General features: G+C 62.2%; 22 protein-coding genes. 10 read left to right on the forward strand and 12 right to left on the reverse strand.

The genetic code is table 11. From position 1 onward, the window contains the following. Positions 1–141: 141 nt before the first annotated feature. Complete coding sequence (locus V8P86_RS14345) at positions 142–1,287, forward strand: outer membrane protein assembly factor BamB family protein (RefSeq protein ID WP_336327972.1); 1,146 nt, start codon at positions 142–144, stop codon at positions 1,285–1,287. A gap of 144 nt (positions 1,288–1,431) precedes the next feature. Then, entirely contained in the window at positions 1,432–2,652 is a 1,221-nt protein-coding gene (locus V8P86_RS14350; protein WP_336327973.1) for an acyl-CoA dehydrogenase family protein, read from the forward strand. 7 nt (positions 2,653–2,659) lie between these two features. Here V8P86_RS14350 and V8P86_RS14355 read toward each other — a convergent pair whose 3' ends face one another. The 3 genes from V8P86_RS14355 to V8P86_RS14365 form a co-directional block, all read right to left on the reverse strand. Next, complete coding sequence (locus V8P86_RS14355; RefSeq protein WP_336327974.1) at positions 2,660–3,766, reverse strand: carbon-nitrogen hydrolase family protein; 1,107 nt, start codon at positions 3,764–3,766, stop codon at positions 2,660–2,662. A 72-nt stretch (positions 3,767–3,838) separates the two neighbouring features. After that, positions 3,839–4,702 (reverse strand): CheF family chemotaxis protein, encoded by an 864-nt coding sequence (locus tag V8P86_RS14360; protein WP_336327975.1) that lies wholly within the window; start codon positions 4,700–4,702, stop codon positions 3,839–3,841. Positions 4,703–4,787: 85 nt separating this feature from the next. Then, entirely contained in the window at positions 4,788–5,657 is an 870-nt protein-coding gene (locus V8P86_RS14365; RefSeq protein WP_336327976.1) for a CheF family chemotaxis protein, read from the reverse strand. Between the two features lie 384 nt (positions 5,658–6,041). On the opposite strand from V8P86_RS14365, the gene V8P86_RS14370 reads away from it, so the two are divergent. Further along, positions 6,042–7,322 (forward strand): tRNA pseudouridine(54/55) synthase Pus10, encoded by a 1,281-nt coding sequence (locus V8P86_RS14370; protein ID WP_336327977.1) that lies wholly within the window; start codon positions 6,042–6,044, stop codon positions 7,320–7,322. Positions 7,323–7,384: 62 nt separating this feature from the next. Then, positions 7,385–9,505 carry a PKD domain-containing protein gene (locus V8P86_RS14375; RefSeq protein WP_336327978.1) on the forward strand — a complete coding sequence of 707 codons (2,121 nt, stop codon included), beginning with the start codon at positions 7,385–7,387 and terminating at the stop codon, positions 9,503–9,505. On the opposite strand, the gene V8P86_RS14380 is transcribed toward V8P86_RS14375, so the two are convergent. The 7 genes from V8P86_RS14380 to V8P86_RS14410 form a co-directional block, all read right to left on the reverse strand. Next, positions 9,499–9,939, reverse strand: a complete 441-nt coding sequence (locus V8P86_RS14380; protein ID WP_336327979.1) for a GIY-YIG nuclease family protein — start codon at positions 9,937–9,939, stop codon at positions 9,499–9,501. The two genes, V8P86_RS14375 and V8P86_RS14380, sit on opposite strands and share 7 nt — an antisense overlap. A gap of 71 nt (positions 9,940–10,010) precedes the next feature. Then, the gene (gene pstB / locus V8P86_RS14385) at positions 10,011–10,853 is read right to left on the reverse strand and encodes a phosphate ABC transporter ATP-binding protein PstB (protein WP_336327980.1); all 843 of its coding nucleotides are present in this window, start codon (positions 10,851–10,853) and stop codon (positions 10,011–10,013) included. 286 nt (positions 10,854–11,139) lie between these two features. Next, on the reverse strand, positions 11,140–11,796 hold the full coding sequence (locus tag V8P86_RS14390; protein ID WP_336327981.1) for a hypothetical protein: 657 nt from the start codon (positions 11,794–11,796) through the stop codon (positions 11,140–11,142). Positions 11,797–11,852: 56 nt separating this feature from the next. Next, complete coding sequence (locus tag V8P86_RS14395) at positions 11,853–12,788, reverse strand: DNA replication complex subunit Gins51 (protein ID WP_336327982.1); 936 nt, start codon at positions 12,786–12,788, stop codon at positions 11,853–11,855. Between the two features lie 13 nt (positions 12,789–12,801). Beyond that, a complete protein-coding gene (gene priS, locus V8P86_RS14400; RefSeq protein ID WP_336327983.1) occupies positions 12,802–13,974 on the reverse strand; it encodes a DNA primase small subunit PriS in 1,173 nt (390 codons plus the stop codon). A 47-nt stretch (positions 13,975–14,021) separates the two neighbouring features. Further along, positions 14,022–14,504 (reverse strand): GNAT family N-acetyltransferase, encoded by a 483-nt coding sequence (locus tag V8P86_RS14405; protein WP_336327984.1) that lies wholly within the window; start codon positions 14,502–14,504, stop codon positions 14,022–14,024. A gap of 326 nt (positions 14,505–14,830) precedes the next feature. Next, positions 14,831–15,022 carry a hypothetical protein gene (locus tag V8P86_RS14410; protein ID WP_336327985.1) on the reverse strand — a complete coding sequence of 64 codons (192 nt, stop codon included), beginning with the start codon at positions 15,020–15,022 and terminating at the stop codon, positions 14,831–14,833. Positions 15,023–15,126: 104 nt separating this feature from the next. Between V8P86_RS14410 and V8P86_RS14415 the strand changes: the two genes are divergently transcribed. The 3 genes from V8P86_RS14415 to V8P86_RS14425 all read left to right on the forward strand — a co-directional run bounded on the left by V8P86_RS14415 (position 15,127) and on the right by V8P86_RS14425 (position 16,443). Further along, positions 15,127–15,537: an archease gene (locus tag V8P86_RS14415; protein WP_336327986.1), complete on the forward strand. Its 411-nt coding sequence runs from the start codon at positions 15,127–15,129 to the stop codon at positions 15,535–15,537. 114 nt (positions 15,538–15,651) lie between these two features. Beyond that, positions 15,652–15,879: a DUF8106 domain-containing protein gene (locus tag V8P86_RS14420; RefSeq protein WP_336327987.1), complete on the forward strand. Its 228-nt coding sequence runs from the start codon at positions 15,652–15,654 to the stop codon at positions 15,877–15,879. A gap of 21 nt (positions 15,880–15,900) precedes the next feature. Continuing rightward, on the forward strand, positions 15,901–16,443 hold the full coding sequence (locus tag V8P86_RS14425; protein ID WP_336327988.1) for a DUF5788 family protein: 543 nt from the start codon (positions 15,901–15,903) through the stop codon (positions 16,441–16,443). Here V8P86_RS14425 and V8P86_RS14430 read toward each other — a convergent pair whose 3' ends face one another. Further along, positions 16,444–17,103, reverse strand: a complete 660-nt coding sequence (locus V8P86_RS14430; protein ID WP_336327989.1) for an alpha/beta hydrolase — start codon at positions 17,101–17,103, stop codon at positions 16,444–16,446. It lies immediately after the preceding gene. Positions 17,104–17,185: 82 nt separating this feature from the next. Then, a complete protein-coding gene (locus V8P86_RS14435) occupies positions 17,186–17,605 on the reverse strand; it encodes a hypothetical protein (protein WP_336327990.1) in 420 nt (139 codons plus the stop codon). Positions 17,606–17,705: 100 nt separating this feature from the next. Here V8P86_RS14435 and V8P86_RS14440 point away from each other — a divergent pair, with 100 nt between their 5' ends. Genes V8P86_RS14440 through V8P86_RS14450 form a run of 3 tightly spaced genes read left to right on the forward strand, consistent with a single transcriptional unit; the run spans position 17,706 to position 20,764 of the window. Then, positions 17,706–18,281 carry a DUF1684 domain-containing protein gene (locus tag V8P86_RS14440; RefSeq protein ID WP_336327991.1) on the forward strand — a complete coding sequence of 192 codons (576 nt, stop codon included), beginning with the start codon at positions 17,706–17,708 and terminating at the stop codon, positions 18,279–18,281. A 57-nt stretch (positions 18,282–18,338) separates the two neighbouring features. Next, entirely contained in the window at positions 18,339–18,824 is a 486-nt protein-coding gene (locus V8P86_RS14445) for a GNAT family N-acetyltransferase (RefSeq protein ID WP_336327992.1), read from the forward strand. Positions 18,825–18,871: 47 nt separating this feature from the next. After that, on the forward strand, positions 18,872–20,764 hold the full coding sequence (locus tag V8P86_RS14450; protein ID WP_336327993.1) for an ATP-binding protein: 1,893 nt from the start codon (positions 18,872–18,874) through the stop codon (positions 20,762–20,764). Positions 20,765–20,766 lie beyond the last annotated feature (2 nt).

A 20,766-nucleotide genomic window follows, 5' to 3' on the forward strand; every position in this document is an offset into this window, starting at 1 on the left:
CAGACATGAAGCTACCGGCCCGTCTCCTTCCCGGTCGGGATGCTCGCTTCGCTCGGCGGTGGAACCCGCCCATAGCGCCGAAGCGACACGACCGATATACTGTATCAGTATATTTATTACTTTTATCTGTCTGTCTTCGCTATGGATCGACGGAACGTGTTACGCGCGGCCGGTGGCTCACTCGCCGCGTTCGCTGCGGGCTGCCTCGGTGGCGGGCAGCCAGACGGGTCAGATTCTTCTGGTAGCAACGGAGATGGCGGTATGCCCGAACTTACGGACTCGTGGCGGACATTTCAGGGCGACACCGCCAACACGGGGACCGGAACGGGGACGGTGACAGGCCCGGCCGAGGAACCGTCCGTCGAGTGGTCAGTGACAACGGACGACGAACTCCAGGGTGATCCAGTCATCGTCGACGGAACAGTACTCGCGACCAGTTGGGACGACCAGTTGTACGCAATCTCGCTGTCGTCCGGAGACCAACTGTGGCGCTACGAGACCGGCGGCGCGACGGCCCCGGTCGCGGTGGCGTCAGATACCGTCTTCGTCGCAGGCAGCAAGGGGGCCGCGGCACTCGACTTGGAATCTGGGAAACCGTACTGGACGACCGACATCCGCGTGTTCACCGACGGCGGTCCGGTGATTGCGGACGAGACACTCTATGTTCCGAGCAACGAACACCTCGTTGCACTGTCGGCGACAAACGGCGGGGAGCGATGGCGGGTCAGAACCGCCGCCGGAGTCGGATCGACACCGCACGTCACCGAGACAGCTGTCTATTTCGCGAGCAAAGACGACAACCTCTACGCCGCCTCGACCGACGGCGAAAAACTGTGGCAGGAGCGCATCTCCAGTCAGGGTGGGATTCCGTCGCCAACTGTCGTCGACGGAGTCGTCTACTTCGCCTGGGGCGATGGGGTGTTGTACGCACTGGATGCCGAGGACGGCACCGAACTGTGGACGAGCCAGGTGGGCGGCAAAGAGACCATTGCGATCACAGACGGAATTGCCTACCTCGCTGGCTACCCGCTCAGAGCAGTCGACCTCGACACCCGGGAACCACTCTGGACGGCCCAACGGCCCGAGGAGATTCCGACGAACTTCACCGTCGGGACCGAGCGAGCGTACCTTGGGACCTGGGGCGCGCAACTGTTCGCTCACGACCGGGAGACCGGTGAGCTGGTGTGGAACTATCAGGACAACTACCAGGTGACGACCTCCGTCGCAATCGCAGACGACCGACTCGTCTACGGCGACGAATTCGGCAATCTCACCTGTCTCTCGTAACGACCAGCCCTCGTGCAAGCCGGTGAAGCAGAGTCTGCGTCTCCAGTTGGCTTGTGTCCTGAATATCTGCCCGTATAAATACTACCCCCCATTACGGGGTATGTTGATTTACATTGTACAATACATAGTGGTATAGACACACCGATGTTCGAGTTTAACGATTCAGATAAAGCAGAGGAACTGGCCGAGCGCGCCGAGGCCCTGATGGAAGAGGTCGTCATTCCGAAAGAGCGAGAGCTAGAGGGGGGGACGACAGTCTCGGACGGGACGATTTCGGAACTGCAGGCCGCGGCAAAGGAGTACGGCGTCTACGCCCCACAGATCGACGAGGAGTACGGCGGGATGGGCTACGATTTCAACGACTGTCTGCCGACCTTCGAGCAGGCCGGGCGGAGTCTCCTCGGCCCGCCGGCGATGCGCGTCGACGCCCCCGACGAGGGGAACATGCACCTGCTCGAACTCCACGGGAGCGACCTCCAGAAAGAGGAGTATCTCGAACCGCTCGTCGAGGGCGAGATTCACTCCGGCTTCTCGATGACCGAACCGATGCAGGGCGCGGGATCGGACCCGAAGATGATCCAGACCACAGCAGAGAAGGACGGCGACGAGTGGGTCATCAACGGCCACAAGTGGTGGACCTCTAACGGTATCCGCGCGGACGTGCTGCTCGTGCTCGCCCGGACCGATCCCGACGCACACCCCTACGAGGCCTGTACGGTCTTCGTCGTGCCCGTCGAGGCCGACGGCGTCGAAATCGTTCGCAACGTCCCGCATCTGGGCAGTGAACTCCACGGCACCGGCCACGCCGAAATCAAATACCACGACGTGCGCGTCTCCGAGGAGAACGTCCTCGGCGAAGTCGGCGAAGGATTCACCCACGTCCAGGAACGACTCGGCCCGGCCCGACTCACTCACTGCATGCGATTCTCGGGGATGGCCGAGCGCGCACTGACGGTCACCCGGAGCTATCTCGAAGAACGCGAGGGCTTCGGCAGTTCGCTCGCCGAGAAACAGAGCGCCCGCTTCGAGATTGCCCGCCGCGAGGCAGAGGTGAACGCTGCCCGATCGCTGGTTCGGCACACCGCCGACAAAATTGCCGCCGGCGAGGAGGCTCGCATCGGCGTCTCGATGAGCAAAGTCTACGCCGCGCAGGCGACACAGGACGCCATCGACACCGCGCTGCAGTATCTCGGCGGCAACGGGATCGGCAAGGATCTCCCGATCGCGGACTTCTACGAGTCGATCCGACCGTTCCGTATCGTCGACGGGGCTGACGAGGTTCACCTCCGGACCATCGCCCGCGAAGCCTTCGACGAGAACACCGATCCTGCGGAACTCGACCCGATCACGCGGTTCGGGGAGTAACGCCGCGCTAGCTCTGGCGGTCGGCGACAGCGTCGGCAATCTCTTCGACCGCCTCGATAGACACGTCGTGTTCTTCGGCCAGCGTCTGTGCCGTTGCGGCCGAGAGGTGTCCATTTTGCCGCACTTGTGCTGAGCCGTCTTTCGCCCGAGCGGGTTCGAGCGTCTCGTCGCTGATCGACAGCGAAACGGCGTCCCACCGCGTGTAGTGGCCCATCGCGTCGAAGTAGGCCTTCGTCGCGCGGCGCTCGTCGCGCTCGAAGTCTGCGGTCAGCAGCCCTTCCTCGCCGATCAGCGGCCCGGCCTTGACGATTCCGGCGGGATTGATGAGCATGCTCCCGCCGGCGGCGACGTTGAATCCCAGTTCCTCCTCGGTGAACCCCTCGGGCACGTCCTCGCTCATATACGCTGAACAGGCCGCGACAAAGGACTGCGTCTCGAAGGCGTATTCGCGCATTGCCGGATAAATGTCACACGTATCGACGGCCTCGGCTGTCTCCGCTCTGCTCTTGTCGCCCGGATGGCCGTGCTGTTCCCAGAAGCCTGGCCAGACGGCCGCGTGGATCTCCTCACCCATCGCCGTCAGCGCAGCCTTCGAGAGGGTCATGTGGTTCTCGAAGCAGATCAGTCCCCCCAGTGTGCCGATATCTGTGTCGTAGGTCTGTAGGCTGGAGGGATCGCCTCGCCCCCAGATGGCTCGTTCTTCTTGGGTCGGCATCAATTTCCGGTGTCGCCCCACGAGGTCGCCGCTGCGGTCGAAGTAGAAGATGCTGTTGTAGATGGTCTCGCTACCGCTTCGGTCGCTCAACTCGTTCGTGCCCAGCGCGACGTGGACATCCGCTTCGGCGGCGGCCTCGCCCAGAACCTCGACGGCCTCGTCCTCGACGTGGAGGCTGTTCTTCTGGAGGTCGACCATCAGATCGGTCCAGCGGGGAATCGAGACGCTGCCTCGCCAGTAGGGGTAGCCCGGGAAGTACGTCTCCGGGAAGACGAGCAGGTCGACGCCCTCCGCGCCCGCCTGTTCGATATACCGGCAGGTCTTGTCGAGGGTCCCCTCCTTGTCGTGATAGACTGGTTCGATCTGTGCCGCCCCGAGTGTGAACGATTCGGCTGGCATACGCCGGAGTTCGCTGGCCTGTTACTTAATCCCAACCGGTGGTAACATGTCACAGAAAAATCTGCTATCGATTCACTGTTCGCCCATCGCCTCGCCGGCGACCTTCCGACCCTGCGGCGTCAGCGAAACTTCCTTGCGCTCGCGGACGACCCGAATTACGTCAAGTTCGATCAACTGATCGTAGATTTCCTCGACGCGCTCGACATCGACACCGACGAAGTCGCTGATTGCAAACGGCGAGACGCCCGAATACAGTGCCATCACGACCCGCTGCTCGGTCGCGGTGAGATCGAGATCGGCGCGGTTGCGCTCGGCACCCTCTTCCAACAACTGCTTGAGCACGGAGATGTGATACTGCCGGCCGGAGAGGTAGGTTTCGACGCTGGTTCCCTCTTCGTCGGTGTGTTCGACTTCGACCACGCCGCGTTCCTCGCCAGCGACTTCTCGTTCGTCGACTTCCATCTCACCGATATCGTCCCGTTCGATGATGAACTTCTGCCCATCTTCGAGCACCATCCGCACCGTCTCTTTGGTGAGTTTCAGGCGACCGCGCTGCCACTCACTTGATTTGACGACGCCGCCGACGACCGCGGGATGCTTGACGTAGATGACGGCCTCGTCGAGAATCGCTCGGAAGAAGTTCGTCCGAAAGCCCTCGTAATCGGCTGTCGTGATGAGTAACACGTCCTCGCCGACATCAAGAGCGGTGTAGTAGGATTCAGAGGCCGCGTTCCGGTTGACGTCGACCCGTTCGTCGAGGACATCGATCTCTTCGAGCGGGACCGAGATTTTCGAGTCCGTGATGATCATCACCCGCTGGTTCGTCAGGACGATTCGGCAGTTCTCCCACTCGGCGTCGGTCAGTTCCCGACCCCCCTTGATCGCGTGGAGATATTTGCCCTGCGTGTCCTCGATTTTCTTTTCTGTGTCACTCATGACAGCAACGCTGTTGTCGAGCGTACGGCACAGGGGCAATTATAGGTTTTGTCCGGCTATCGGGGATTTCGCCCGCAAAACCGCCTCACTTCTCGTTCATCGCCTCGCTCGCGAGATTGCGCCCTTTCGCGTTCAGGCTGACCTCGGTCCGTTCGCGGACCTTGTCGACGGCCCCGGCGTCCAGCAACTTCTGGTAGATCTCTTCGACTTCCTCGACATCCGTCCCGACGAAGTCGGCCATCTCGAACGGCGAGACGCCGGAGTACAGCGCCATCAACACCTGACTGTCCAGATCGTCGAGTTCGTACTCGTTCTGGCGGTTCTCGATGGTGTTGCGCAGGAGTGTCGCCAGCGCCCGGGGATGCCACGTCACGCCCGAGAAGTGTGTCTCGACGCTGCGATCCTCTTCGTCGGTGTGTTCGACTTTGACGACCTCGCGCTGCTCGCCGGCGACCTGCTCGGTCGCGGTTTCGACGGTCCCCACGTCGTCGATGGGGAAGGTGACGGTCTCGTTGTCGGGTAGACCGAGGACGATTTCGTCGTCATCCAGGCGAAAGCGAGCCTTCGACCAGGAGGCATCCTCCTGGACGACGCCGCCGACGATGGCCGGATACTTGACGAGAATGACCTCGTCGTGCAGCGCGGCCCGGCAGTATTCGGACTCGAAGTCCCCCATCTCCTGGGCGTCGACGAGAATGACGTTGTTGCCAATCTGGAGTGCTGTCGCGCCCGGTGCGGTCATTCCGTCGGGGACGAGATCTTCGTCTTTCTCGGGGACGAGAATCTTCGAGTGGGGAATCGCCTGCTTGTTGCTACTCGTCGAGAGCACCAGTCGCTCGCTGCTGATCACGATCCGGCAGGAGCGCCACTGTGCGTCTGGCAGTGGCTCGCCGTTTTTGACGGCGTAGAGGTAATCCCCCTGTGTGTCGACGAGTTTTTCTTCCCCTTCGCTCATGGACGACTGTTCTGTGAGAAGCTAACGCGTCCACCTACATAACTCTCCATATCTGCTAGGGGTTGTTGTTTGCTGGTGAGTTGTTGGGGAGTCGGTGACTGCGAACAGCCAGAAAGCCCCGGTGGGCTACGCTCCCGCGACTCGCTGCGCGCCGTGGGTGCTTGCGTCACCGGGAGACACCGTCTCCCGAGGCCGCGGCGAAGCCGCGACCGTCGGGGTTCGCGTAGCCCACCGCCCCTTTCAGTCCCACCCCACGTGGCCTGTGACACAATCTACGGGGCTTTCTGGCTGTTCTAACCTGCAACATCTGGATTTCAATGAACGTGTTCCCATACAAATCATCGCTCCGAAACTGAATTACGGACCGGGGACAACCTTCGGGTAATGGACGTTCTTTCGCTTACACGCCGCGCGCTGGAGACAGGGCCGCTCTGTGATCCCTGTCTCGGCCGCCTCGTCGCCGACCGGAGCTTCGGACTCACCAACCGCGAACGGGGCCGCGGCCTCCGCACCGCCGTCGCGCTCGCCGACGACGACGATTTCGAGGCCGGCGACGACTGCTGGGTCTGTGAAAACGAATGCGAACGCTACGACTGGTGGGCCAGACAGGCCGCAAGCGCCGTCCGCGGCTACCAGTTCGAGGGCTACCAGATCGGGACCCGCGTCCCGCCGCTGATCGAGGAAAACGACCGTCTGCTCCGTGAGGATGTCGGGCTCGACCCCGAAGCAGGTGAACTGCTCAAAAGCGAGTTCAACCGCGAGGTCGGCAAGCGATTCGGACAGGAGACCGACACCGAGGTCGATTTCGGCCGGCCGGACGTGCTCGTGCTCTGTGACCTCGCCACCGACGATGTCGAGGTGCAGGTCAACTCCGCGTTCGTCTACGGCCGCTATCGAAAGATCAAGCGGGATATCCCACAGACTGAGTGGCCCTGCCGGGAGTGCAACGGCACCGGAATCAACCGCGACGAGGAGTGTTCCGGGTGCGATGGCACCGGTTATCGCTACGACGAGAGCGTCGAACAGCTCACCGTCCCGCCCGTCGAGGAGGCGATGAACGGCGAGGACAGCACCTTTCACGGCGCGGGTCGGGAAGATGTCGACGCGAAGATGCTCGGCACCGGCCGCCCGTTCGTGATCGAAATCGACGAACCCCGCAAGCGCAACGTCGATACCGATGCTCTGGAGGAGGAGATCAACGAGTTCGCCGACGGAAAGGTCGAGGTCGAGGGACTCCGACTCGCGACCCACGAGATGGTCGAACGCGTCAAGGAACACGACGCGAGCAAGACCTACCGGATGGACGTGGAGTTCGGTGAACCAGTCGATGCCGAGGCGTTCGAGGCGGCTCTCGACGCGCTGGAGGGCGCAACCATCGAGCAGGACACGCCACAGCGAGTCTCACATCGCCGGGCCGCGAAGACGCGAATTCGCGATGTCTACGAAACTTCGGGTGAACTCGACGACGGGACGACTGCGACCGTCGAAGTCCACGGCGAGGGAGGGCTGTACGTCAAGGAACTCGTCAGCAGCGACGAGGGCCGGACGGAGCCAAGTCTGGCTGGCGAACTCGGCGTCGAGGCCGAGGTGACCGCGCTGGACGTGCTCCGCGTCGAGGGCGAGGACGAACCGTTCGCCAAACCCGAGTTTTTCCGCGAGGAGTGAGCCAGACGCCGCGGGGATCGGCCGGCCATTAGGTCTATTTTACTCGATGGTTGAGTAGGGGTGTGCGCAGTCGAACTATTCACGTCGTCGTCGTTGTGCTCGCAGTGGCGGGACTGCTGACCGTCGGGGTCGGCAGCGTCGCCGCTTCCCATGGCGAGGATGTCGACGACAAGGAGATTGTCGAGGTCCAGACCGTTTCTGACGACCCCGAGCAGGGAATCGTTCAGGTCGAATTACGGTATCATATCGGCTCTGACGTGGCCGGGATGCAGACCGAACCTGCCGGGTCGAACTACGAAGTCGTCGGGACGAACGGATTCGAGATTACCGACGGAGCCGGCCCGAAATACGAGTGGGACAAAGAGACCAGCGATCCCACGATCGATTTCCGAGTGCCGATCAACGAGACCGCGGGCGATGCGTACGATTACGTCGACGCCGGTGACTGGGTACTGACGAAACGTCCACTCCGTACGGACATTCTCCGCGGGGCCATCGGATACGATCCGGCGCAGATCGAAATTAACCGACTCACCACCGCCGGTGAGGAAGGCGTCGCCGCCGACGGTATGATCTACCTTGGAGCCTACGAGTCCTACGAGTTCAGTTCTGCCGACGAGCAATTCGAACTCGTCGTCAGCGATGCCGCAGATCCCGACTGGACGGTCGCGGAGATCCGCGAGCGACTGATCGCAACATCGGATCGGTTCGACGTGGGCGCGAAATCCGACCGAGTGACTGTCTTCGCCGTCACCGATCCGCTCCGAGAGGGCGGGTTAGCGACGAGCACGAACGCAGCCTTTTGGGTTCACCAGGCAGGCCTCACCGAGTCGCAGACGACCCTCTTTCACGAGTACGTCCACAGCAGACAGGACTACGACCGCACCGAGGCTGTCGAGTGGACGATCGAGGGCAGCGCTGACTACTACGGGAAACTGCTCGCGCTGAAAGACGGCACCATCGAGTATCACCGCTTCCACCACCTGCTGGAGCAGGGCAACGAGTACGACGACGCGATTCTCGCCGACCGAGACTCCTGGGCGGGGACGAGAGCCAACTACGAACTCGGCGCACTGACCATCGCCACGATGGACGAACGCCTCCGCGACGACGGCGCAACCTACGCCGACATCTTCCGCGAAAAAAACGCCGTCGACAGCCAGATCACCGACAGCGACTTCGAGTCGCTGGCAGTCGACCGTGACGGCGACATGGCTGACTTTTTCGACCAGCATATCCGCTCGACACCACCCGAAATGTCCGTCCCGGACCCGACGGTCTACGACGGACCGAACACCGGTGCAACGCTCGCTCTGTCGGTCCCGGAACTCGATCTGGCGACCGGTGAGACCGAGCGGGTGACCGTCACGCTCGCAAATACTGGCTCGGAGTCGAGTCTCGCTCCGCAACTGTCGGCCGATGCGTCCGACGCTGTGACCGTCTCACTCGCCGATTCTGATGGCTCCGGCGTCACCGAGACAGACGAGGGCTGGGTGTTCGATCATCTTCCGGCCGGCGAACGCTACGAACTGACGCTGACTGTCGAGGCCGAGGCGACCGACGGCGAGCAGATCCAGTTCTCAGCCGGCGATCTCAGCAAGCAGCGCGATTCGGTGAGCGTCACACTCGATTCGTCCGAATCGATCGCCGCGACGCTGGACACGCCAGCAGAGGGGACGGCAGGAGAGACGATCAATGCGACAGCAGCGACGACACCTGCGGATGCCGATATCGCCGACTACTCCTTTACGATTACCGGGCCCGGTGGCGAGCAGACGCTCGACACCAGCGTTCCGACGGTGACGTTCACTCCCGAGGAGTCCGGCGAGTACACCGTCTCGGTCACGGCGACGGCCGCTGATGGCCGAACTGCTACTGCGAATCGTTTCGTCGACGTTGCGCCTGCGGAGACAGACGACGAGAGTACCGGTGAGGAGTCTACTGACGACGGGACGACGGACGACAATTCGACCGATGACAGCACTGACGGCGACTCGACCGATGACGATACTGGGGCCGACGGATCGGACGAGACCGCAGACGACGGGATGACCGAAACCGTCGACGGCGAACCAGACGAACCAGACGGAACCAGCGATGGCTTCGGCGACGGGTTCGGGCCGGCCGTCGTCGTCGGCGGTATCCTCGCGCTGACGCTTCTGGCCCGCCGTCGCTCTCACTGATCGACGACGGTTTCTCCCGACAGCGGGTCGTGTGCGCGTTCGACGGCATCGAGTAAATTCTCTCTGGTCGCCGCGTAGAAGAGATGCGTCTCACAGCCGCAATCTGAACAGCCGAACCCGGACACTGCAGGACCGTCGAGCGCTGCAGCGACCGAACACTCACCGTCGACGCCACTCGTTCGGACCACACCTGCCAGTCGACTCTCGGGGTGGCCCAGCAGATAATCGATATGCCAGTGTCGGGTCGCTCGCTCGCCGGCCGCGAGTTCGCGGTGACGGTCGATCCGTGAGAACCCACCCGATCCGAGTGCACTCCCGACGTAGGCGTACCAGCCAGCGTCGAAGGTCTCCGTACCAAGTGCTCCGACGCCGATATCGGCCGTCTCCGAGAGTTCGACGACGAGCGTATAGGTGCCGCCAGTCTGCTCGCTCATCAGGCGCAGTTTCGGTCTGATTCACTTAGGACCACTGTCTGGGAGAAAAGCCGCCGAGCCACAGAACAGAGCTATCCGAATTTGCCGGTGATGTAATCCTCGACGCGCTGGTGTTCGGGATTCTCGAAGATTTTCTGCGTGTGGTCGTACTCGACGAGTTCGCCGCCGGTCAGGAAGACAGCGGTCATATCCGAGATTCGGGCGGCCTGCTGCATGTTGTGCGTCACGACGACCACCGTGTAGTCCTTCGCCAGATCCTCGATCAGATCCTCGATTTTCGAGGTGGCGACGGGATCCAGCGCCGAGGCGGGTTCGTCCATCAGGAGGACCTCGGGGTCGGGTGCGATGGCGCGGGCGATACAGAGCCGCTGTTGCTGGCCGCCGGAGAGATCCAGTCCCGATGTGTGCAGTTGATCTTTCACTTCGTCCCACAGCGCCGCCCGCCGGAGCGCGTCCTCGACCTGTTCGTCGAGATTTTCGACTTTGTCCTGGACGCGCAGGCCGTAGGCGACGTTGTCGTAGATGCTTTTCGGGAAGGGGTTGGGTTCCTGGAAGACCATCCCGACGGTTCGGCGCAACGCGACCGGATCGACATCCTCGTCGTAGAGATTCTTGTCCCGGAAATGGAGTTCTCCCTCGACGCGAGCGCTCGTGATGAGGTCATTCATCCGGTTGACACACCGCAGAAACGTCGATTTCCCACAGCCAGACGGGCCGATTAGCGCGGTCACCTGCTGTTCGGGAATCGGGAGGTTGATATCCTTCAGCGCCTGCTCCTCGCCGTAGTAGACATCTAGGTTCTCCGCCTCGATGATCGTCTCACTCAGCGATTCCGTTCCGGCGTCGTCCGGGACCTCTGTCTGTGGCTGTGTGATCGATTCGGTTGTCTCTGTGGTCTCGTTCTGAAAGCTCATAGTTCAGGGATCTCCGTGTGTGACTGCCGTTGCTGACTGCGCTTGTGTTGTCGTGACCAGTCTGAACGCCGCGTGGGGAAAAAATCGAGTCCGGCTCTGCCATTCGAACGCTCGGTCAATCGGCGGTGTGCAAAATCGCCGCTTGCTGTTCTCACACCAGCACGATCTGCACGCGTTCCCATTGACGACACTTACCAGCGAATCGCATAAATACTGTGCTATTAATTATATTGAGGTGCCAGAAGTGGAATATAGAGCTATATAGAGTTCTCGGCAGTGCCCGTCGTCAACTGCTCGCCGGTTCGTCGTCGCCACGGTTCCGGAGTTGTCGAGCACCCGGAAGCCTGGCGACGAGTCCGGTCACCCAGCCGAGTTTGAACAGTCCGAACTGTGACAGCACGCCGAGAGCGAAGAGGACGAGGAAGATAGGCGCAGTCGCCTCGAAGATCAGCGGGTCGATCGTCAGATCGCTCTGAGCGGTCCGGAGACCGCTGATCGTCAGCTGTCGGGAGACGAGTGCAGCACCCATCGCGGAGGTGATGAAGACCATCATCGTCTTGGTCATCAGCGAACCCAGCACTGCCGCGGCCAGTCCGACGCCGACTGCGATTCCGGCCGCCGCCAGTCCCGTGTTTCCGAGTGCTGGCGCGACGGCGACCATCCCGAAGTAGCTCCCGACCAGAAAGCTGATCGCGGCGACGGCGAAAGACAGCAACAGATAGGTCAGGAGAATTCCCCCAATCGCGCCGATTGGGATCGCGATGATCGTCGCGATCAATCCCTCTACCCCGACGAAACCGCCGATCGTCGGTGCGACGAGATACCCCCCACCTGCACCAACGATGGCTCCGAGCAGGCCAACGCCGTACACCGAGAGCACCGCTCCGAAAAACAACAGTACAGAACCTCCTAACACGAATGCGACATCGAGTAGTTCGACCATACTCACGTTCTTTCCAACGAGACGAGAAAACCTTTGTGCCTCCCGGGGTCTCGGCGCTATAACTGCTCTGCCGCATCGCGGTCGATGAGTATGGAGGCGTTACTCTCCGGCAGTGTTACGATATCGTCTCGTTCGAGATCGTAATCGCGCTCGTCGGAGCCGACGAAGGTCCCGACATCGTCGGTGATCCGCACTGTCTGGCGCTGGATCGCCGGCGGCTCGCTGTCAGTCCCGGGGGATGTTCCCTCGGTACTGGCGGCGGTTGCCGGCTTCCCCCCGTCGTTTCTGACTGCATCCCCCTGGTGAGTCGGCGCCTCTGGGTGGCCCGGATCGGCCGTGTCCGGTGCTCTCTCTCCGACGTGGTCGGACTCCTGGGGAGGCATCTCTCGGTCGGCACCCTGCTCTGTCGGCGGCTGGTCACCGCCGGTTGGTGGCCGCTCTGCGGGCGGCTCTGGATCTGCGTCGGCCGGCGGCTCTGTCGGAGCCGAAATTTCTGCTGGTGGCTCCGAATCGGCCGCCGTCTCGTCGCCCGTCCCCATGAGATCGGCAGCCGACACGTCCGGCTCTGGAGCCGTCGTCCCCGCTGTCTCGTCCGTCGGCGGCTCCTCGCCGTCGAGTACCGCGAGGACGTGCTGGCGGTTGGCTTTGATGTTCTCGACCAGCGTGTCGAACAGATCCTGCTCTTCTTTGGTCATGCCCTCGGCCTCTGCGGGGAGGTCGGCCGCGGCGAAGGAGGCGGCCTTGACAATTTTGCCGACGCGTTTCTCGTAAATCGCCTCGACAGTCTGTTCGGCGGTGTTGATCTCGTCGGTGAGTTGGCTGACCTCGGGCGAGTCGAACGGATCGTCCGCGCGCTCAGCGGCGCGGTCGCGTTCGGTCTGGAGTTGCTGGATGAACTCGCCAGCGTCGGCGTAGAAACTCTCGCGCAGCTGCTGGAGCTTGTCGGTCTGGCGCTCGCGGTCGCGCGCGGCCTGTAGTTCTTCCAAGTTCATTCCTGTTCTCCGGTCATTCTTCCCCCTTCTCGGCCCGTCCCCGTGCCATCAGGAACACGCCGGCGTACTCCGGAACGGTATGAACTCCCTCCTCCAGTGTAAAACTATCGCCTGCCAACTCGACGGTCCCCGGATCGGCCACCTCGACGGTGATTTCGTGGTTCGTAAACGTCTCCGGGACGGCATTGACCAGCGGGTCGAACGCCTCGATATCATCCCGCTCGATCCGTCGAACGGCGAGACCGCTCCCGCCGTGGAGGCTCCCGGGAAGACGGATCAGTCGGTTCGTGTCCGTCGAGACAGGTTCGTCGATCTGGGCGTTCTCTTCGGCGACGACTTCGTCGGCGAATTTTCTTGCTAACTGTGCGAACACGGCGTGGGCCGAGAGATTACCCCGCTCGATCTCGACGAACCGATTCTGTGTGAGGTTGTAGGCGGCCTGTGCCCGCCCCTCGCCGATGCCGTCGTACTCTTGGAGGCGTTCGAGTGCCTCTTCCTCGGGCAGATCCCGAACTTCTGACAGCACCGCGATGAGTTTCTCGTGGATCCGCTGGCCCCACCCGCCTTCCGTCGGGAGATAGCGGTTCTCTGCGGGGGTCTTGCGGCCGAGTCCGGCGACAGTCTCCTCTTCGACGAGTTCGTCGAACTCCAGTCCGATCCCGCGGACGTAGTCGACGATTTCGCGGCGGGCGTCACTTTCGAGCTGTTGGATTCCCGGATCGCGGACGTGGACGTGATACCCGCGACTGCCCGAGAAGACGATCTGCATCTCCTCGAAGCCGAAGTCGTTCTCCAGAAAGTCGAGCAGTCGGAACAGCGCCTCCTTGCAGTCCGCGAGCATCTCCGCGTAGCTGTCGTCGGGCGTCGTCGAAGGGAGATGGTCGGCGTCGAGATCGAAGATGAGGTCGGACGAGCGCCAGCCTTTCTCGCTCATAGTCGTCGCGCCGGGGTCGTCGTAGCGGCCGGCGGAGTAGTAGACGTGTTTTGGGCGCTCGCGCGCGAGAAAATCGTCGAGATTGCCGAGGTCGATCATGGCGTTGTGCCGGCTGTAAGTCTCGCCGGGCCCCTCGGTCCAGGGGACGTAGCCCCACTCGCGCTCGTTGGCCTCCGGCGGCGGATCGATCGACTGGTTGCGGTAATGATCGCCGAACCGACCGCGGAGGTACGCCTGTGTCCGCTCGTGCACGACCACCACTTGCTGGAGTACTCAAATAGGCGTTGCGCTTGGCTCAACTATCGTGACAGCAAATTCGCAAGTCGGTCACGGATCCCGTCGCCATCTCCGAGTTTGAGATAGAAGGCGTCGCCGCCGTCCTCGTAGTAGTTGTCGATCCGTCGTTTCACGTGAAAGCCCAGCGAGCGGTAGAAATCGAGCGCTTCGCGGTTTGTCGTCCGCGCGTGACAGGTGACGGAGCCGTACTCGTCGGCGACGTTGGCGACGAGCCGTTTTCCGAAGCCTTGTCCGCGATACTCGTCGGCGACGGCGAGAAAGAGGATGTAGCCGTCCCGGCGGACCGCCGCGAACCCGACGAGGCGGTCGTTCGCCCGGTCGGCATAGAGGTAGACAGTCGAGCGCTGGTAGGCGTTCTCGAAGAAACTGCGTCGCTGCCTGAGCACGCCCTCGTTCTTCCGGATTTGCTCTTTTAGTTGCCAGGCTGCGTCGACGTGATCGTCACTCCCCGGCCCCACGACGTGTCGCTGGACGTTGACGCTCACTACATGTCTGTATGTGGTGGGGGAATAATAATTCTGCTGAGTGCGAGGCCGAGCAACGCGAGGCCTCGTTAATGCGAGCGGGGAACGAAGTGACCCGCGAGACGCGACGACCCGCGAGCCGGGGGACGCGACCAGCGGGAGCGTCCCAAACAAGCGAACGGGGAGCGGGAGACCGACCGCAGAGAGGTCTCCGAAGCGCGAGCGGCGACGGTAGGAGCCGCGAGATCGATCGAAGGGAGACCTCGAAAACGCGAGCGGGGAGTGTAACGATCCGCGAGCAGTGAGGCCGAGCAACGCGAGTCGCTTACCACGCCACTCTCGCCGACTCAGGACGAGCGGAGCAGCCAGTAGCGCGCCGAGAGATAGACGATGACGAGTCCGAGCGTCAGCGCACCCAGCATCTGTCCCGTTTGCGCTGCGATCACGAGCGCAACGAGATTGAGCGCGATGCCGGCGACGTAGACCCAGCGCAGCAGGCCGCTCGATATCGGCAGCGATCCCGTGGTCTCCTCAGCCATGTACGGACCAGTCCATACCACACCTTGGCCCGCGCAGGAAAAATCTCTGTCCTTCGATCAGCGGAAACAGAACCCATTAGCCCGTCGGTGACGGACCTCCGTACATGGGCTACGAACTTCGCGCGCACACCGCCGACGTCGCTGTCGAGGCGACTGGCGAGACACTCGGTGGGGCCTTCGGCGCGGCCGCCGACGGGATGGCTGCAGCGATGGCCGACGACTGGCCCGACGGCGGACAGCGCCATGAAATCACCGTCCGCGCGGAGGGCCGGGAAGCACTCCTGTTCGACTATCTCGACGAACTCATCTACGAACGGGACGTGCGCTCGGTGCTGCCGGTCGACAACGAGGGAACAGTTACCGAAGAGGAGTCAGGCTGGCAGTTCGAGGGTAGCTACCGCGGAGTCGATCTCTCGGCCGTGAACGGCCGGGATCTGAAGGCGATCACCTACTCCGAAATGGCCGTCGACCGGCGACCCGACGGCTGGCGAATCTACGTCGTCTTCGACGTATAGCTTCCGGATACGTTCCACACGATAACGACGTACCTTCATCTGAAACCAAAAAATGGTGTACAATGGTGTTTGCTGGCAACAGTTCTTTATTCGTACGCGATCAATTTTGTAGTAATGTCACTCATCCAGAGCTGCCTTCCCGTCGAGTTCAGCGAGACGGAGCAACCGTTGCACGAGCGGCGGAAGGCAGTACTCACCTGCCCCCGCTGCGCACACACGAGCCCTCCCGACGGTGACTGGAACTGGACGGCCCATACGCACGGAAGCGAGATTCACTGTCCCGACTGCGAGCATCTGCTGACCGTCCGCGAACAGTTTGACGACAGCGACACACCGAAGTAGATCTGCCCCAAAGAGATAGTCGTGAGCGAGGACCCGCCAGCCCGCCCCGAGCGATCAGAACGCGACGATGTCGTCCGCCCGGACGGCGGTGAACCCGACGGCGATCCCGTCCGGAAGTTCGAGCGCAAGCAGTTGCTCGAACGGATCGAACGCGAGAGCGCGACTGTCGGTGCTTCAATCCCCGACGAAATCACGATTCAGGGCGAAGAGATCAATCTACAGGAGTTTGTCTTCGAGATTCGCCGCCGCGAGACCATCCCGCAGGGTGAACGCGAGCGCGTCGAGCGAGCGAAGAAGAATCTCCGCCGCGAGCGACTCCAGCGCAAACAGCGGATCGAAGACGAGCCGATCACCTTCGAGGAAGGCGAACGCCTCGCCGAGGCAATCATCGGCATCGACCGCGCGCTGAACGAACTCGAATCGCTCGGCCCGGTCGATATCGAAGGCGAAGCACAGGCCCAAGAGGCTGCCGACCGCAAGCGCTGGATGAAATTTCTCAAGAAGGCGCTGGGTCACGCCGACGACGACAGCAGCCACGGTGTCTCCCGCGGCCGCGGACGCTGATTAGTCGACGAGCGAGCCGACCATCTCGCTGACGTACTCCAGTTCGTCCTGATTGACACCGTGACCCATTCCCTCGTAGATCCGTGTCTCGACATCGCCGTTTAGCTGTTCGAGCACCGTCGCTGTCGTGTGGACGCGCTCCTCTGGGATGTGGGGGTCGCGGTCGCTACAGCCGAGAAAGCCCGGTGTCCCCTCCAGTTCGCCTTCGTAGTCGTCGGTGTCGATGGTCTCGCCGATCAGGCCGCCGCTGAGTCCGACCACGCCGCCGTAACGGGTCGGGTTTCGCGCGACGAATTCGGTCGCGAGACAGGCTCCTTGCGAGAAGCCCAGCACGATGATCTTCTCGGTCGGAATCCCGGCGTCGTTCGCGCGGTCGATGGCTGACTGGATGGCCGCGAGTCCCGAACTGCGTCCGGGTTCGTTGCGCTCGACCGGGGCGGTGAAGGGATTCGGATACCAGGTGTTGCCCGCCGCCTGTGGGGCCAGCAGGGCGAGGCCATCCTGGTGAAACTCCATCCCGGTCTGTGCGATGCTTCGGGCGGTCGCACCGCGGCCGTGAAGCAAGATTGCGGCTGCCGAGGCGTCCGCGAGGTCCGTCCCGGCCGCGACGAGTTGCTGATCGCCGTGAGGGTCGTCCTGATTGCGGTGTGGATTACGCATTGACTCTCTGTACGTGCGCCCGCCTGATAAGCGCCGTCGCGTCGACGACCCAACCAGATGACACTGCTGTTATCGGCTGTGCTCAGGCTTTTCCGATGGCAGTCAGCAAGGAGAGAAAGAGAATCATCGGGAGTTGACAGAACAGGACGAGAATGAGCAACAGATCGAACGACAGCCCCACCTCGAACCGGAAGAGCAGTTCGGGAACGAGCCACCAGGCGGTCGCTGCGAACAGAAAGGAAAGCGCGACCAGCACGGACAGTAGATCCGTCGGTGCGGCCAGAAACCGGTTGTACCGGCTGACGCCTTCCCGTGCCAGCACCAGCGCAGTGAGTACGAGCAGTCCCACCGTTCCCGCCACCGCGACAGCGACCACGTCGACGGGCGCGAGCCGCTGTCGGACCTCCGAAAGGACCTCCTGATTGACGAGCAGAAACGGTGGCAGGGAGAGAAACAGATACAGGGTCGTGAACACCACGACATCTGTGATCTGACGACGCATGTGTCATCTTGAACTGATACGGTGATGTACCTTTTGTCGAATTTACAACAATCTGTGGTCGGATCCCGGCACTGATATCGTTCAGTCCCTTACTGGAGGTATGACCGACGATCAGCAGGCGGCGACCGACGGCGGCACCGAATCAGAGTACGTCGAGACGCTGCGGGAGAACCGCGCGGAGAAAGACGACTTCTTCGCCGAACATCCCCAGTCGCCGATCCCACCCGAAAAACGAGACGGGTTCGACGGACTGGCCTACTTCGATCCCGACCCGGCCTACCGCGTCGAGGCGACGGTGACGGTCTTGGACGATCCCGAGGAGATCGACTTCGAGACCTCGGACGGTCGAACTATTACCTACCGGCGGCCGTTCCGGTTCAGCTTCGAGATCGACGGCGACTCCTACGAACTGAGCGGCTATCGACAGGAGCCGACGGATCCGATCTTCGTTCCGTTCCGTGACAAGACGACCGGCCAGCAGAGCTACAAGGACGGTCGGTACATGGAATTGGAACCCGAAGAAACACTGTCCGACGGCACGACTATCGAGATCGATTTCAACCTCGCGTACTCGCCGTTCTGTGCCTACAGTGAGACCTTCTCCTGTCCGTTGCCACCCGAGGAGAACTGGCTCGAAACGACGATCCCAGCCGGCGAACGGAAACCGCCGCTGTGACGCCCGGACGGTCCCGAACTGTAACGCCTTTAGGCGTCCGACCGTATTGATAGCTAGATGGACGGAGTCCAGTTCCGGCCCGCCCGCTCGGCGGACGCCCGGACTGTGCTCGGGATCAAGCAGGCGGCAATCCGGGGGATCGACGACGCCGCATACACGGATCGACAGCTCACGGCCTGGCGACCTGACGAAGACGCTGTCTCGGATTTCCGTCGTGCGATCGAGAGCGATACGTTCGAGATATTGATTGCAGATGTCGACGACACGGCAGCGGGCTACGGCGTGGCTCACACCGACCACGACCGGATCGACGCGGTGTTCGTCGATCCTGGGTACGCCGACGGTGGCATCGCTTCCTCGCTCGTTCGACAGTTCGAGTCACGCGCCCGGATGCGCGCGGTCTCGGAGCTGAAAATCATCTCCTCGCTCAACGCCAAACCGTTCTACGAGTCGCTGGGTTACTGGGATTTCGGCCGGAAAGACCGAACCATCGACGGCGTCGAACTCGAGTTCGCGATCATGCGAAAACTGTTCGACGGCTGAGTGACCCAAAGATTCAGAACATCTCTCCCCGTTGTACTGATAATCGGATGGCAGAGCCTCCGCTCGACACTGTCTGTGTCCTGTATGTCGGCTGTGACGAGGAATCTGCCGACAAACTGGCGACAGAGCTGGAAGTAGCAGAGCCGTCTCTCGATTCCGCCGTGGTTCTGTCGACGGCGAGTGCAATCGAGTACATCGAGTCACACCACGTCGACTGTGTCGTCTCCCGGTACGACCTGCCGGGATCGGACGACGGCATCGCACTTCTCGAAACTCTTCGGGACCGGGATGTCCGGTTGCCGTTCGTACTCGTGCCGGACGGATCGGTCGACGTTGCGAGCCGTGCCGTCGAGGCGGGGGTCGACCGGTATCAGAAACGGACGACCGTCGAAGAGACGGCCGAATCGCTCGCGACAGAGGTCACCGCTGCTGTCGAAGAACAGCGACCCCAGACCGACCTGCTCGACCGGATGACCGACGCGCTTCTCGCCCTTGACGACCAGTGGCGGTTCACCTATCTCAACGAGCAGGCTCGTGAACTGCTGGTCGAGGCACTGGACGAGGATCGGACGCTCTCGGAACTCCGCGGCCGCTCGATCTGGGAGACTGCGCCCGGCGTTGCCGGCACCCAGTTCGAGCAGCACTGCCGGGAGGCGATGGCAACCCAGGAGTCTCGCTCGTTCGAGAGCTACTACGAGACGCTCGACTGCTGGTTCGACGTTCGGCTCTTTCCGTCTCCGAGTGGGCTTTCGGTGTACTTCTACGAAATCACCGACCGCCGGGGATACGAACGGACGCTCGAACACCGCGAACAGATGCTCCGGGATATCTACAGCATCATCTCCGACAAGGAGGTGCCGTTCGCACAGAAGGTCGAACAGTTGCTCGAAATCGGCCGCGAGGAACTCGGGATGGCCTACGGCAGCCTCTCCCAGATCGAAGGGCGGGAGTACACGCTCTCGGTCGTCGCGGGACCCGACCACGAAGTGATCGCCGAAGGGACGACGGTGGATCTCGGCGAGACGAACTGCCAGCGCGTCGTCGAGACGAGAGAACACCTCGCGCTCAGCGACACCGCCGAAGAGACGCCGGAACTCACGGATCGACTCGTCTACGAACTCGGCGTCGACAGCTATCTCGGCGCGCCGATTTTCGTCGACGACGATGTCGACGGCACGTTCTGTTTCTACGACTTCGAGCCACGCTCGGAGCCGTTCTCGCGGTGGGAACTCACTCTCGTCGATCTGATGGGTAGCTGGGTCAGCTACGAGCGCGAACGCGAGCGCCGGCAGGCAGACCTCGAACGCGAGCGCAACCGACTCGACTCCGTTGCCGGCACGCTCTCACACGACATCCGCAACCCGCTGACGACCGCGAACCTCCGGCTGGAACTGGCCGCCGAGGACTGCGAGAGCGAACATCTCGGAGCCATCGAGTCGGCGCTCGAACGGATCGACGAACTCATCGAGAACACCCTCTCGCTGGCCCGACTCGGTCCCGACGCACTCGATCCGACGCCGATCCAACTCGAAGTGCTCGCTAACCGAGCGTGGGAGACTGTGGCGGCCTCTGATGCGACACTCCAGATCGAGGACGACTTCGGCACGATTATCGCCGACGAGGCGACACTGACACAACTTCTCGAAAACCTGTTCGGCAACGCCGTGGAACATGGATCGACAGATGACGGTGAACTGGCCGTCCGCGTTGGCAGACTTCCAGACGACGACGGCTTCTACGTCGCCGACAACGGCACGGGAATCTCGCCAGAACACCAGGACGAAATCTTCGACCGGGGATACTCGACTCAGTCGGACGGAACCGGATTCGGACTGTCAATCGTCAAACGGATCGTCGACGCCCACGACGCCACCGTCACCGTCACAGACAGCGCCGACGGCGGCGCACGCTTCGAGATTCGCGGCCTGTCGATCCAGTAATC

The sequence above is a fragment of the Halovenus anhuiensis genome, assembly GCF_037080055.1.
Lineage (GTDB): Archaea > Halobacteriota > Halobacteria > Halobacteriales > Haloarculaceae > Halovenus.

What these genes read in the sequence shown, in the direction of transcription:
- V8P86_RS14370 (WP_336327977.1), top strand. Translation starts at nt 6,042, where the DNA reads ATGGACGTTCTTTCGCTTACACGCCGCGCGCTGGAGACAGGGCCGCTC.
- V8P86_RS14415 (WP_336327986.1), top strand. Translation starts at nt 15,127, where the DNA reads ATGGGCTACGAACTTCGCGCGCACACCGCCGACGTCGCTGTCGAGGCG.
- V8P86_RS14440 (WP_336327991.1), top strand. Translation starts at nt 17,706, where the DNA reads ATGACCGACGATCAGCAGGCGGCGACCGACGGCGGCACCGAATCAGAG.
- V8P86_RS14420 (WP_336327987.1), top strand. Translation starts at nt 15,652, where the DNA reads ATGTCACTCATCCAGAGCTGCCTTCCCGTCGAGTTCAGCGAGACGGAG.
- pstB (WP_336327980.1), bottom strand. Translation starts at nt 10,853, where the DNA reads ATGAGCTTTCAGAACGAGACCACAGAGACAACCGAATCGATCACACAG.
- V8P86_RS14430 (WP_336327989.1), bottom strand. Translation starts at nt 17,103, where the DNA reads ATGCGTAATCCACACCGCAATCAGGACGACCCTCACGGCGATCAGCAA.
- V8P86_RS14345 (WP_336327972.1), top strand. Translation starts at nt 142, where the DNA reads ATGGATCGACGGAACGTGTTACGCGCGGCCGGTGGCTCACTCGCCGCG.
- V8P86_RS14445 (WP_336327992.1), top strand. Translation starts at nt 18,339, where the DNA reads ATGGACGGAGTCCAGTTCCGGCCCGCCCGCTCGGCGGACGCCCGGACT.
- V8P86_RS14365 (WP_336327976.1), bottom strand. Translation starts at nt 5,657, where the DNA reads ATGAGCGAAGGGGAAGAAAAACTCGTCGACACACAGGGGGATTACCTC.
- V8P86_RS14395 (WP_336327982.1), bottom strand. Translation starts at nt 12,788, where the DNA reads ATGAACTTGGAAGAACTACAGGCCGCGCGCGACCGCGAGCGCCAGACC.
- V8P86_RS14380 (WP_336327979.1), bottom strand. Translation starts at nt 9,939, where the DNA reads ATGAGCGAGCAGACTGGCGGCACCTATACGCTCGTCGTCGAACTCTCG.
- V8P86_RS14390 (WP_336327981.1), bottom strand. Translation starts at nt 11,796, where the DNA reads ATGGTCGAACTACTCGATGTCGCATTCGTGTTAGGAGGTTCTGTACTG.
- V8P86_RS14410 (WP_336327985.1), bottom strand. Translation starts at nt 15,022, where the DNA reads ATGGCTGAGGAGACCACGGGATCGCTGCCGATATCGAGCGGCCTGCTG.
- V8P86_RS14350 (WP_336327973.1), top strand. Translation starts at nt 1,432, where the DNA reads ATGTTCGAGTTTAACGATTCAGATAAAGCAGAGGAACTGGCCGAGCGC.
- V8P86_RS14435 (WP_336327990.1), bottom strand. Translation starts at nt 17,605, where the DNA reads ATGCGTCGTCAGATCACAGATGTCGTGGTGTTCACGACCCTGTATCTG.
- V8P86_RS14360 (WP_336327975.1), bottom strand. Translation starts at nt 4,702, where the DNA reads ATGAGTGACACAGAAAAGAAAATCGAGGACACGCAGGGCAAATATCTC.
- V8P86_RS14450 (WP_336327993.1), top strand. Translation starts at nt 18,872, where the DNA reads ATGGCAGAGCCTCCGCTCGACACTGTCTGTGTCCTGTATGTCGGCTGT.
- V8P86_RS14355 (WP_336327974.1), bottom strand. Translation starts at nt 3,766, where the DNA reads ATGCCAGCCGAATCGTTCACACTCGGGGCGGCACAGATCGAACCAGTC.